General features: G+C 61.3%; 10 protein-coding genes and 2 pseudogenes. 4 read left to right on the forward strand and 8 right to left on the reverse strand.

Annotation, left to right across the window (positions count from 1 at the left end; translation table 11 throughout):
* Positions 1-87: 87 nt before the first annotated feature.
* Positions 88-510 (reverse strand): AraC family transcriptional regulator, encoded by a 423-nt coding sequence (locus O7A05_RS00470; protein ID WP_337090989.1) that lies wholly within the window; start codon positions 508-510, stop codon positions 88-90.
* A gap of 350 nt (positions 511-860) precedes the next feature.
* Between O7A05_RS00470 and O7A05_RS00475 the strand changes: the two genes are divergently transcribed.
* Positions 861-1,166 carry a hypothetical protein gene (locus O7A05_RS00475; RefSeq protein ID WP_224518191.1) on the forward strand — a complete coding sequence of 102 codons (306 nt, stop codon included), beginning with the start codon at positions 861-863 and terminating at the stop codon, positions 1,164-1,166.
* A gap of 174 nt (positions 1,167-1,340) precedes the next feature.
* Here the strand turns inward: O7A05_RS00475 and O7A05_RS00480 are convergent, their stop codons facing one another.
* Positions 1,341-1,970, reverse strand: a complete 630-nt coding sequence (locus tag O7A05_RS00480; RefSeq protein WP_337090991.1) for a TetR/AcrR family transcriptional regulator — start codon at positions 1,968-1,970, stop codon at positions 1,341-1,343.
* A 271-nt stretch (positions 1,971-2,241) separates the two neighbouring features.
* Here O7A05_RS00480 and O7A05_RS00485 point away from each other — a divergent pair.
* From O7A05_RS00485 to O7A05_RS00495, 3 genes and pseudogenes are all read left to right on the forward strand, one after another.
* Positions 2,242-2,973 (forward strand): annotated as a pseudogene (locus O7A05_RS00485) (alpha/beta hydrolase); the annotation flags it as partial.
* A gap of 53 nt (positions 2,974-3,026) precedes the next feature.
* Positions 3,027-3,458 carry a YybH family protein gene (locus tag O7A05_RS00490; RefSeq protein ID WP_337090992.1) on the forward strand — a complete coding sequence of 144 codons (432 nt, stop codon included), beginning with the start codon at positions 3,027-3,029 and terminating at the stop codon, positions 3,456-3,458.
* Positions 3,459-3,492: 34 nt separating this feature from the next.
* Positions 3,493-4,281, forward strand: coding sequence for an enoyl-CoA hydratase/isomerase family protein (locus O7A05_RS00495; RefSeq protein ID WP_337090993.1), 789 nt, complete (start codon positions 3,493-3,495; stop codon positions 4,279-4,281).
* A gap of 231 nt (positions 4,282-4,512) precedes the next feature.
* Here O7A05_RS00495 and O7A05_RS00500 read toward each other — a convergent pair whose 3' ends face one another.
* From O7A05_RS00500 to O7A05_RS00525, 6 genes and pseudogenes are all read right to left on the reverse strand, one after another.
* Positions 4,513-4,728: a hypothetical protein gene (locus tag O7A05_RS00500; RefSeq protein WP_337090994.1), complete on the reverse strand. Its 216-nt coding sequence runs from the start codon at positions 4,726-4,728 to the stop codon at positions 4,513-4,515.
* Between the two features lie 224 nt (positions 4,729-4,952).
* Entirely contained in the window at positions 4,953-5,591 is a 639-nt protein-coding gene (locus tag O7A05_RS00505) for a hypothetical protein (protein WP_337090995.1), read from the reverse strand.
* A 197-nt stretch (positions 5,592-5,788) separates the two neighbouring features.
* A complete protein-coding gene (locus tag O7A05_RS00510; protein ID WP_337090996.1) occupies positions 5,789-7,504 on the reverse strand; it encodes a tetratricopeptide repeat protein in 1,716 nt (571 codons plus the stop codon).
* On the reverse strand, positions 7,505-8,911 hold the full coding sequence (locus O7A05_RS00515) for an HlyD family type I secretion periplasmic adaptor subunit (RefSeq protein ID WP_337090997.1): 1,407 nt from the start codon (positions 8,909-8,911) through the stop codon (positions 7,505-7,507).
* Positions 8,912-8,922: 11 nt separating this feature from the next.
* Positions 8,923-11,226, reverse strand: a complete 2,304-nt coding sequence (locus O7A05_RS00520; RefSeq protein WP_337090998.1) for a peptidase domain-containing ABC transporter — start codon at positions 11,224-11,226, stop codon at positions 8,923-8,925.
* A 189-nt stretch (positions 11,227-11,415) separates the two neighbouring features.
* Positions 11,416-12,204, reverse strand: a pseudogene (locus O7A05_RS00525) (hypothetical protein); the annotation flags it as partial.

The raw sequence follows: 12,204 nt of genomic DNA on the forward strand, positions 1-12,204 counted from the left end.
CTTGGCAGCGGTTAACGCCCTGTTACTTTAGAGATACCTTTAGTAAGCCAGCGGTTAATTTAGCCAGCACGGCGCCTGGAAACCCCTTTACGCTCGAGACCTGAAAGTAAGCGCTCCTGCTTGCGCCTGCATCGGCGTCATGTCCCGATGCTTCTTCATCATCGTGGTGAGGTGGCTTTGGCTGGCAAAGCCGCATTGATGTGCGACATCGGCGATCGACATCCGGCCGTCGCTCAGCAGTCTCTCAGCATGATCCAGCCGCAGATCGAGAACATATTGATGGGGTGACTTCCCGAACGTTCTGGAGAAGGCGCGCGCAAAGTGAGAGGTTGAAAGTCCGCACACCGCCGCCATCTCGGCTACCGAGAGCTTGCGGGAAAAATTCTCCGTCAAGAAGGACCGCAGGTTTCGCACGCAGCGAGCTGAGAGCCCACCTTGAACGTTCTGCTGTGGCTGCCAGGCAGCCTGGAACCCGAACCGGGTTTCCTGAAGGTCGTCGTCGCGCCGCAAGTCGCCTCCAATGCCCAACCCGCGTTGGAGCAACCAGAACTGGTGCGATTGGTTCCTTCGACAAGAAAGTCGTGATCCCGAGGTGGATCTCGATCTACCAAAATCACCCGATGCCTTCCGACCCATGATTAGGTTGCCGGCCAGACCAATGCAATCAAAGGATGTCCCAGACGCAATCAGTTGGCCTGACTTTTCGCCAATCCCCGATTTTCACCAATCCATCCGAGGTTCATAAAGAAACGTCGAGGAGTGTCTAACCAGCTCTTCACCATACCAACAATGGTTACGGAACCTTCCTGATCGCAGCGGACTTCTGGGGTTCATTGTGAATCGAATGAAGAGGTCCCTGCATGAAAGTCACCGCAGCAGGCATCGACCGCATCAAGATCGGCAATGCGGACGCGAGCGGCCAAGGCGCGCATTTCGTCGTTTGGCTTTATCTTCAGGTCGACGAAGGCGGCACACAGACCGGACAGGAACTGGTGGTGTCGGTGCCGTACGATGCGCAAATGACGTTCGATGATCTCGCTACCCAGGCTTTCGAGAAGGCGCACGCCATGCTTCGCGCCTGCTGCGAGATTGATGAGACCATGTGGTGGAAGCAGTTCAACCGCAGTCTGGCGCCACTGCCCGAATGGACGCCCGGCGCCCAGTAGGTCATCCGTCCGCCACGCATCAGCCGCAGGCCGTATGCGGTGACAGGGACCCGGTTCCGACAAGCGCTTGCGGCGCAGCAGCGCGCCGGAAACTGCCCATTCAGATACGGCCAACGCGCACCTCAAATAGCGTAGATCAAGGCTAAGATCAGGCATTCGCTGCAAGCCTGCAAGCTAATCAACGTAACGCCGTACAAGAATGCTACCGAAAATGACATCCTTGAAGTCTAATAGAGGGGTATCACTTTTTTCGGCGCGCATGCGTAGCAACGCCCCCTCCCAGCTATTGAAGATAAAACGCGCCAATACCGCTGGGGGCAGCTGGCTACCAACTTCCCCCCGATCTTGCGCCTCCGAAATACATTTCTCAAACAGGTCACCCCAAGCTTTGAACTGCCTGGCCAAGCGCTCTCGTATCATGGAGCTATGATCTGCAGCCTCTGCACTGAAATTGCCCATTAGGCAGCCGCGTGCGTAATTATTTTCTCTGAACGACCTAATGCGATCATCAAAATAGGACTCTATCCGCTCCAACGGTCCTAGGTCGGCGTTCTCTAGGAAAGTACGCAGCTTTTCCTGTCCGAGATCGGAGTAGGCGTCGATCACATCTGCTCCAAAGGCCTCTTTGCTGGCGAAGTGATTGTAGAACGAGCCCTTTGGTACGTGGGCCTTCTCAACGATGCTCTGGATACCGGTCGCTGAAAATCCCTCGGCGTGAATCGTCTGAACGCCCACCTGGATCAGATTGCTGCGCGTGTCCGGCTTTGGCTTCGGACCTCTACGGGCGGCGGAACGGATTTCCATCAAAGCACCTCTTGACTAATTAAAGACGACCGGTCATATTTAATTTAGCCACAGTCGATGACTTTTGTCAAGGCACGCCTAATTCGCAGGAAAAACCGATGGTCAAAACAATCGAGGTCCGCATACCGGCCGACGGGGAAATCGAACTCGGAGCGCGCCTGTTCATTCCGGAGGAAAAGGGGCTGCGACCGGCGATCACCATGGCCCATGGCTTCGCAGGACCCACGCGCATGGTCTTGACCGTTTCGCGAATGCCTTTGCTTCGGCGGGCTTCGTCGTGCTGATTCATGATCACCGTAATTTCGGGACGAGCGGCGGCGCCCTTCGCGGCGATATCGATCCTTGGCGCCAAATCGGCGACTGGCGCCGTGCGATCACATATCTGGAATCCCGCCCAGAGGTCGATCCAGCACGCATTGGCCTGTGGGGAACGAGCTATGCTGGCGGGCACGCCATCGTTCTCGGCGCAACGGATCGCCGTTTGCGCTGCGTAGTCGCCCAGGTGCCGACGATCAGCGGCTACGATCTGGGCCAGCGTCGGATCTCGCCGGATGCGCTGCCTACGCTCGAGGCGGCCTTTGACGAAGACGAACGGGCGCAGTTGCGAGGCGCGCAGCCGCGCCGCCAGGCGGTGGTGAGTGCGGACACGAGCGTATCAGCGGCCTATCGTTCCCAGGAGGCAATCGATTTCTACCTGCAGCCGACGCCGCCGGGACTATGGGAAAACGAGATCACGCTTCGCTCCACCCGGGCCGCGCGCATGTACGAACCGGGTGCCTGGATCAGGCGCGTGTCGCCGACGCCGCTCCTTCTTGTCGTTGCGCGGGATGACAAGGTGACCGTGACCGATCTCGCATTGACCGCTTACGAACATGCCCTCGAGCCTAAGCGGCTCGTCCTGGTCCCGGGCGGTCACTTCGACCCCTATCTCAATCAGTTCGCCGTGGCCGAAGCTGCGGCGACCGCATGGTTCCGCGAACATTTGGGCGATCCCTCTGCCTGATCACCACACGCTCGACCCGCAATCCCCCTTCAACGCTACAAAGGAATGAAACAGTGACCGACACACGCAGCGAACATTCCATCAGCAACGCAGACATTGAAGAGATCCGCAGCCTATTCCTCCGCCAGGCCGCGGGTGAGACCGCCCATGATATCGGCATAGTCGAATCGGTCCTGGCGAAGGCGCACCCCGGGCAGCCTGACCCCGTGAACTTCGTGGCCCGCGCATACCGCTTTTGGGGTCGCGAAGCGGTCATCGATCATTTCCGCGCTGTCTTCCAGGGCACCTGGCGCTTTGAACCGGTCAGAGAGGAAATCCGCATCCTCCCCCTGGGACCGGATACCGCCCATATCTTTGCGCCCACGCACATTACCCTCGGCGCGGCCGGCCAGGAGGGTGCGACCTACACATTCCTGGTCAATGAAATAGCGATCCGGACCCCTGAAGGCTGGCGCATTTCCGCCATCGTTCCCGTCCCGGCGTAGTAACCGGCGCAAGTTGTTACAACAGGAGGCTCACATGTCCCATCTGACGTGCACGATCGACAATCGCGTCGCGACCATCACGCTCGACAACGCACCACAAAACCGCATCGGCGACCAGATGGTCGAAGAACTCGCAGCGGCCATCGCGCAGATCGCGAACAGCGACGCCAGGGCCGTGCTGCTGCGTGGGGCCGGACCGGACTTCAGCTTTGGCGGCGATATCCGGCTTTGGCCCGACCGCAGCCGCTCTGCACTCCGCGGCACTTTCGAGCGCTATATGGAAGTATTCAATCGGTTCGAACAATTGCCGTTGCCGGTGGTGGCGGCCGTAAACGGACTCTGCTTTGGCGGCGGCCTCGAACTCGCCCTGCGTGCCGACGTCCTCTTCGCCTCGGATACGGCCCGGTTCGGTCATCCCGAGCAGACGCTGGGCATCGTGACCTTGCTGGGCGGCATTTATCGCGTCGCGGAACGCGCAGGACGGGCACGTGCAGCGGAATGGGCGCTGACCTCCGAGCAGATCCCGGCCTCGGTCATGGAGCGCGCCGGCATCGTCAACCGGGTGGTCGCAGACGACGAGTTGCTCGCCCAAGCGCAAGCCTTTGTGGACAAGCTCGCCAAGGGGCCAACCCGTGCCTTTGCGGCGCATAAGGCGCTGTTGCGCGCATGGGCGAACGGCGGAGTGGCAGCGGCTGACGAGATCATGTTCGACATCGCCATGCCGGTTTTTGACTCGCAAGACGCGACCGGTGGCATCGCTTCGGCGGTGGACGCACTCAAGGCCGGAAAGCCGCGACCATCCTTTCCTTTCAAGGGCGCATAAAGGCGTGGGAGATGCCGTAGACCATGCTTGAACTCTATCCGAACCGCGCAATCCCGGCTCGCTCCGGGCTGGAGCGGATATCGCCAAGGAGCAGGTAAAGGTGGGAATTCGTCAACCAATGGCGCGCTCGGCGAGCAGCCTCTCGGCTAAATTTAGCCCCGAATCGAGAACGACTGGTGGGCCGGCTTGCCGAATGTCGCGGAGAAGGCGCGCACATCGCTGCCATCTTGGCTACCGAGAGCTTGCGCGAGAGGTTTTTGTTTCAAAAAGGGTTGTGTGCGTCAAGTTCTGCAAAAAAGAGGCGGCCACGTGGTGGGTGATGGCGGCGTTCTCGCTCGCATCCGAAAGCGTATCGCCTGGCCCGGATCCGTAGGCGGTGGTGTCGAGGAACGGCTGATCTGACCCAGGCTGGCCAACGCCCAAGCCCTTGTTGATCGTCTTCGCCATAGCCGGCCTCCAGGACCACGAGTTCACGCCAACCGATACCGCTCGGTTGCCCTCCGCCCGGCGAATGTTCTTCGTTTTAAATTGTTAAATTCTTATTCTATACTTCTGTAACACGTAGCAACCAAAACAATACCATACGCCCGCTTGGCAGAATCTACAAGTTCTAGAGCATTGACGCGCGGCAGTCGGATCGCCCGCCAAGTTGCCGGAGCGCCTTAAAATTGTCAGCGCAGAAGACCCTCGCTCTCGAAATCCTCCCAGCCGCGCAAGTTGGAACGAGATGCATTGTCCCGCTCGCCATCGCCTGAAGTTGAACCCCCACGGCCACTTTTTTGGGCACGCTTCAGGGCAGCCTTCGCGGCAGCGCGTCGCCGGTTCTCAGCAGAGGTCGCGGCATCCTCGTCCCGCCAGGCGGTGACCAAGTCGCGGTCGAGCACATCTTCGATATGGCGCGGGTCGAACACGTGGAAGGTGATCTTTCTTGCGCGGCCGCGAAGTTTGACCGTTCTGGTTCCGGCGCTCTGCAAGCGCCCGTCCTTCAGCCAGCGGTGCCGCTCGGCCGAGGAGATTGTCAGGATGTCCTCGACTTCGCGGGGGATCACCGGCAGGTCTTCGATGTTGTGCATTGCTTGAGTGATGATTGCAGAGGCCGATTCAACATCGGCGTCGGCGCCTTCCGGCAACCTCAGGCTGAGCACCCTGGATTCGATGTGAAGCAGCTTTCTCAGCACAACGGGTAGGTGCGCCCGCATCTCGAGGAAAATGCCCCTCGCCCTTACGGACGATCCAAGTGTTGCCGCCGGGGAGAGTGGCCACTCTGCTATCAGTTTTTCTGTTAAGTCGATTTTTCGGCGGACGGGCATGCCTTAAATATGTAGCCGATCGAGCCCGCTTCAACACCAACCGTCCGTTGAGGGCCTCTGTTTGCCCTCGCTTCAAGCTTATTCCGCCAGAGCGTCGATCGGCGGCCTGCGTGCTCGCATGCCTCACGCCGGAGAACATCTGAGGCGTATCCCAGATACCGATCCCGGAAGCCAAAAAATCGCGAGCTATATCGCCGCTATGTTTCGGCCAGCTCATCAGAGGCTTCCTGGACACCGTGCGCAGCCGCCCGCTCGAACCAAATGCGGGCGGCAGCGGAGTCATGGTCGCCGGCAATGCCCCTGGAAAGATAGCGGCCAAGCATGAGCTGCGCATGCCCGTGGCCTCTTTCAGCGGCCGCTGCAAACCATTCCTGCGCCGCTTTAGGATTGATCGATAGGCCTTGTCCGGTCTCGTACAATGCCCCGATCGCGAACATCGCCCCGGCATGTCCAGCTGCAGCGGCTTGCTTGAAAAGATGGGCTGCGGCAGCGACAGAGCGTTCTCCACCACGACCGTTGTAAAGCATTTCGGCAAGAGCAACCTGCGCGTCCACAAGGCCAGCTTTTGCCGCCCGCTCAAACCAGACGCGAGCCTGCCTCTGATCGGCAGCCACGCCTCGTCCTTCCTGAAGCATGCGGGCATACATATATTGCGCCTCGGCAACGCCTTCGGCCGCCCGCCCCATCCAACGCGCCGCACGCTCTTGGTCCTTGCCGACACCCACGCCTTCCAGGAAGCAGAGACCGAGATTGAACGCCGCAACCAGATCGCCTGATGATGCGGTTGCCCCAAACCATCCGGCAACGCTGACAGCGTCATCTGGTTCGCCCGCGCCTTCAAGGACGAGGTTTGCCAGGTCAACTTGGGAGTCGCGGTCGCCGCTGGCTGCTGCGGAACGCAGCAAGCGAGTTCCTTCCTCAGCGTCCTGAGCCACACCATTGCCCGAGAGATAAAGCGAAGCCAATGCACGTAAGGCCGGCTGGTGACCGCCATCAGCAGCCCTGCGGTACCAGGTCGCTGCCTCCGCAAAGTCCCGCTGAGGCCGGCTCGCATACAGTTCGCCCAAGCGATAAGCGGCTTCGGCGTTTCCTGCCAGCGCGGCGCGACGCATCCAGGCTTCGCCGGCGACAGGGTCCATATCCACCAGGTTGCCCTCGATGAGTGCCAGCCCCAGCCGGAATTGAGCGGATGCGAGTCCGGTCTCCGCCGCGTCCCTATAAAGCCGCTGAGCCGCGTCCAGGTCGACAGCCACTCCCATCCCGTGCTCGGTGAGCACGGCAAGCAGATAGATCGCCGTTGGCAGACCGGCGTCCGCCGCCCGACGAAGCTCTGTGGCGATTCTGGTTCTGTGCTCCGGCTGCCTCAACCGGGTCAAAGAAAGGGCCAGGCCAAGACATCCTTCCGGGCAACCGGCAGCCGCTGATTTTTCGTACCAGCCATGCGCGGCATCAAGATCGCGCATCGCCTTTGGACCCTTGCTCAGTATGTAGCCGAGCAGGGCTTGTCCTGTAGCGGATCCGGCTTCGGCGGCTTTCCGCGCGAAGTCGAGCGCTGCCGCGAAGTCTGGCTCTCCCGAGGCATTTCGTTCGAACAAGCCTTCCGAACCAGCCTCAATTTCCTGTGGCGCCAGCCCGGCTACGCAGAGCGCAGCAAGGAGGGTCTGCGCATCGGGGCTGCCGCGATCGGCAGCCCGCCGCAACCAGCGCGCGCCCTCCGAATGGCTTGGCGGCACGCCAATGCCTTCCAGGTAGCAACGGCCGACCTGATATTGCGCTTCCACAATGCCGCCGCGCGCGGCGATGGCCATCAGCACAAAAGCTTCCTCAGGCTTGCCGCTGCCGGAGAGCTGGACTGCCCGGCGAAGTGCCAGCGCGGGGTGAATACGTGCGGTCAGGCGGTCGAGGATCGCCATCTAGGGCTCCCGCATCGCTTCCTGTCCGATTGGCAGCAGGGCGCCCAGCAGATATTTTAGCACTGTGCGGCGGCCCACCTTCACGTCCGCAGTCACAGGCATACCGGGACTGATCGCGAAGTCCGCCGGCAAACCGTGGAGTGCGATGTCGTCGATGGATATCTGGGTGCGATAGAACAGGTCAGCATCGGGAGGCAGCATCGCCAGCGAACTGTTGGGATCGCGCGCTTGTTCCCTGGCCGAAAAGGAATCCGGGCTGACGGCGCGAACGGTGCCATGCGCCAAGCCATACTGCGAGTAGGGAAAGGTATCGAACTTGATAGCCACAGGGTCACCGACATGGACGAAGCCGCTGCTGCGCCCAACGATATTGGTCTCGATCTCGAGCACCGCGTTGGATGGGACAAGTGTGATCAGGCGCTCGCCGGACTGCAGGACCGAGCCTACCGACACCTTGGCGACCGACTGAACGGTCGCATCGGCTTCGCTCTTCAGTTCCACCAACTGCTTGCGCAGCTTCGCCTTGTTTAGAAGCTCGCGCGCGTCCGACATGCGTGAATTCGCTTCCGAAAGGCTCTGCGAGACGTCGGCACGCCAGCTCTGCACGTAGCCGTCACGCTCGGCTGCGGCCGCGGCCTGCTGACGCTTGGCAGCCTCGGTCGTCTGCTCGGCGTTGTTGAGCGAGCGCGACATCTCCGCCGAGTTATCCTCGGCGAGAAGCGTGTTGAGACGGCTCCCAACCTGCCTTTCTTCGAGCTGCTGACGCATCTTTTCGATTGACGCCGCGACAGCCAGGCGCTGCCGATAGCCCTCTGCGTCGGATTGTGAGCGCGAGATGACGGAGCTCAACTCGTCACGCTGCCTGTCGAAGCTTTCCAGCTTTGCATCATATACCGCTTTGCGGCGATCGAAGATCGCGGCCTGCAATGTCCAGCTCGGGTCCAGTCCATCATAGCTGAAAGGCAAGCCCTCGGCCTCGGCTTTGAGCCGCGCCACTTCAGCTTCGAGCGTTGAGACCTGAGTGGCCAGCGCCGTAAGGTCCGCTGAAGCGAAGGTGGCATCCAGGCGAGCCAGCAACTGGCCGGCCTTTACACGCTGGCCTTCGCGCACCTCGATCGATCGGACGATCGCGGTCTCCAACGGCTGGACGATAATGTTGGGTGATTGCGAGACCACGAGGCCCCTTGTCGTGACGACCTGATCGACGGGGATCAGCGCCGCGAGCACAATCAAGGCGGCGACCATGCTGGAGATGATCCACACGATACTGCGCGCCACCCAAGGAATCGGCGCATTGGCGACTGCCGTCGACGGCCATTTGAACTCAAGAATGGCGGGCGCAGTCGGATCGCTCGCATCTCGCCGGCGCCGGTGAACTGGAAGGGTGGAATGAGTGGTACTGCTCATTGCCGGCCAGCTCAGTCGGGTCGGGACGGCACGGCCGCCAGACGGCCATGACGCCCGTCAAGATGCCGGTTCTGCTGGAACCAGAGCTGGCGATAGACAGCGCACCGCTCCAGAAGCACCGGGTGAGAAGCGACATCGAGCACCTTGCCCTGGTCGATGACGAGGATCTGGTCGCATTCAGTCAAGGAGGCGAGCCGGTGCGAAACGATAATCATCGTGCGCCCGCTGGCGATGCGCATCAGGTTCGCGCTCACTACGGCCTCGCTCTCCGGATCGAGCGCGCTCGTCGCCTCATCGAGGATCAGGATCGTCGGATCGTGAATGAGCGCACGAGCGATTGCCAGCCGCTGCTTCTGGCCGCCAGAAAGGTTGGGCGAACCCTCCTCGATATAGGTGTCGTAGCCGTTCGGCATGCGTTCGATGAATTCGGCCGCACCTGCCAGTTGAGCCGCACGCATCGCGTCGGACAGCGTCAGACCAGGACGTCCCGCGATGATGTTGTCCCTGATCGAGCCGCGGAACAGAAAATTGTCCTGAAGGACGACGCCCAGTCCCTGGCGCAAATGGCGGAGGTTGATTTCTTTGAGATCAACCCCATCGAGCTTGAGAAACCCGCTGTAGTCACGGTTTATTCCCTGCAACAGGCGCGCGATCGTCGATTTGCCTGATCCGCTGCGCCCGACAATGCCGAACATGGTACCGGCCGGGACATCGAAGCTGACCCGGTCGAGTGCCGGTGTCTTGGTGCCGATGTAACTGAATGTCAGATCGCTGAACTTGATCTCGCCGACGAGCCTTGGCCGCAGGCCGGCAGAATTGGAACTGCTCTCCAATGGCCGGTTCAGAACCGAAGCGGCTTCCCCGATCGCCGCGCTGACCTCCTCATAATCCTCGACCAGCCGTGCCAGTCCGACCAGTGGCTGGGCGACGCGCTGGGCGATCATCATGAAAGCGAACAGGCTGCCGACCATGTAGCCCGACCGGTCGTTCATCGCGAGATAGGCGCCGATGAGCATGGTGCCGAGAACCATGACACGCTCGATCGGCGTGACGAGGGTCTGCGGCCAGTTGGCCAGTTGCCCGAAAGCGAGACGCGCCTTGCCCGCGTCGGCCACCCGTTCGTCCCACATCGCCTTGCGCTGCGGTTCGAGCCCGAGCGCCTTGACGGTCTTGATGCCGACGACGGTCTCGCCGAGCGCGGCTGCCTTCAAGGTCTCCGCGTCCACGACGCGTTGATAGTGTCGGCGCAGCGGCGCGAGGAAGGCGAAGATCGTCGCCATGATCACGACCGCACAGGCGAGCACCATCCAGGCCAGTATGGGATTTATGTAGAAGATGACCGGGATCAGGACACACAACGTGATCAGATCCAGGAATGTGCTGAGGAGCTTGCCGGTCAGGAACTCACGAATGCGATAAACCTGGGCAAGGTGATACATCGTCTCGCCTGCAGGATGCCGCTCGAAATAGTCGAGAGGCAGGCGCAACAGCCTGCCGAAAACATGCAGATTGAGCTTCGTGTCCAGACGCGTGCCGACAACGTTGACGATCAGCCGCCGAGCATGGCCGAGTAGTGTCTCGTAGACGAAGACAACAGCAATCACGGCCGAGAGAAGCACCAAGGTCGAAACGCTGCTGAACTGCAGCACCTTGTTGACCACCGTCATTACGATGAGAGGTGGCAGAACGGTAAGAATACTAAGCGTAAACGAGGCGATGCCAATGTCGCGTAGCGGGCGGCTCTCGAGCCGCACCAGATCGATCAGCCAACCAAACGTGAATGGCGCGTCCGCCGCGACGTGGGACCGCGCAGCCCGCAACAAGACGGCCTCGCCAGACCAAACCTGAGCGAGGCGGAGCTCGTCTATTGGTAGAGCGTCCGCGTCGTCGGAAGCGTCGACGCTCTTGAGGAAAACGAGGTTGTGTTCGGCGCTTGCCCCGACAAGGAGACCGGCTCCGCCATCGTTGAACAGGAGGACGATTGGCCCCGCGTGCTCAAAGCGCAACAGATGCGACCAGCGGATACGCAACGCACGAGACCACATCCCGGCGTTCTGGGCCCACTGCGAGAGGTCGGAGGCGGTTGGAAACGACCCTTCGGCCGTTGCTCGGAATTCATTAGGATCCAGTTCGACACCGTGATAGCGGGCGACCTGGAGCATTGCCTTGACTCGCGGCCCGATCCGATCGAAAGCGGCGGGGCCGCCAGGGGTCCGGTCCTCTGCGATCTTGTGACCGTTCCCGGCCTTGCGCGCTTCCATATCCGTACGGATTGGGACCGGCTGAGCCAGGGTGTATTGAGGAACGCTCACCATCTACTTCCCCTGCGACCTGCAAGCGAGGGTTCGAGAACGCTGCCGCAACGACTGCGCCGGCGTGGGTGCACGGCAACTCTATTGTAATGCGAACAAGGCCACGGCACGAGCCTTTTCCCTCTGTCCAAGACGCAAGGGCGCGGGCCCTGCGTTTCCGCAAAGCCCGCGCGTGCTTTTCGTGACCGACACTCAGTCATTCGGCTTCAGAATATCCTTCAGAGCCTTTTTCAGCGTGTCGTCGGCCTGACCGTAGCCAGCACCTTGCTTGCCCTTGTCCGATACCAGGTCGGACGTCGCGCCGGACGGCTTATTCTGGTTCTGACCAAAGCCTTTGACCGTGTTGAGCACGTTCAAGAGATCGGTCGTCGCCGAATTGGCAGCCTGGCTGACAAGTTTCCCGAACGAGGCAGGGCCGCCGCCGCCGGACGAGCCGGACTGCAAGAACTGCTTGGAGTCCGTCAGGCCCAGCGTGCTTGCCGTTAAGGTGGCGTGGGGCCCGCCATTTCCATTGCCTTGGCCACCGGCAGAGTTGCCCTGCCCTTGGTGCGAGCTGTTATCGGCATTGTTGTGGTCGCCAGAATTGCCTGGCGCGTTCTGTTCGCCATTGCCGTGCCCGTTGTTGCCCTGCGGACCTTGATGCCCGGTTTCGCCGCCTGGGCCTGTCGGTCCGGTGGCTCCGGTCGGACCGCCGCTACCCGTCGCTCCGGTTGCTCCAGTGGCGCCGGTATTGCCCGTCGCACCAGTCGCTCCGGTCGCACCAGTCGAGCCCGTGGCACCAGTCGCTCCAGTGGCGCCGGTATCGCCCGTCGCACCTGTGGCTCCGGTTGCTCCCGTCGAGCCTGTGGCTCCGGTAGCCCCGGTTGAGCCGGTGGCACCAGTCGCTCCAGTTGCCCCGGTCGAGCCGGTGGCACCAGTTGCTCCAGTTGCGCCGGTATCGCCGGTCGCACCTGTGGCTCCGGTAGCTCCGGTTGAGCCCGT

It is taken from the genome of Mesorhizobium argentiipisi (SeqCode) (assembly GCF_037179585.1).
Lineage (GTDB): Bacteria > Pseudomonadota > Alphaproteobacteria > Rhizobiales > Rhizobiaceae > Mesorhizobium > Mesorhizobium argentiipisi.

Coding starts and splice junctions, on each gene's coding strand:
- O7A05_RS00475 (WP_224518191.1), top strand. CDS start 861: ATGAAAGTCACCGCAGCAGGCATCGACCGCATCAAGATCGGCAATGCG.
- O7A05_RS00480 (WP_337090991.1), bottom strand. CDS start 1,970: ATGGAAATCCGTTCCGCCGCCCGTAGAGGTCCGAAGCCAAAGCCGGAC.
- O7A05_RS00495 (WP_337090993.1), top strand. CDS start 3,493: ATGTCCCATCTGACGTGCACGATCGACAATCGCGTCGCGACCATCACG.
- O7A05_RS00500 (WP_337090994.1), bottom strand. CDS start 4,728: ATGGCGAAGACGATCAACAAGGGCTTGGGCGTTGGCCAGCCTGGGTCA.
- O7A05_RS00505 (WP_337090995.1), bottom strand. CDS start 5,591: ATGCCCGTCCGCCGAAAAATCGACTTAACAGAAAAACTGATAGCAGAG.
- O7A05_RS00510 (WP_337090996.1), bottom strand. CDS start 7,504: ATGGCGATCCTCGACCGCCTGACCGCACGTATTCACCCCGCGCTGGCA.
- O7A05_RS00515 (WP_337090997.1), bottom strand. CDS start 8,911: ATGAGCAGTACCACTCATTCCACCCTTCCAGTTCACCGGCGCCGGCGA.
- O7A05_RS00520 (WP_337090998.1), bottom strand. CDS start 11,226: ATGGTGAGCGTTCCTCAATACACCCTGGCTCAGCCGGTCCCAATCCGT.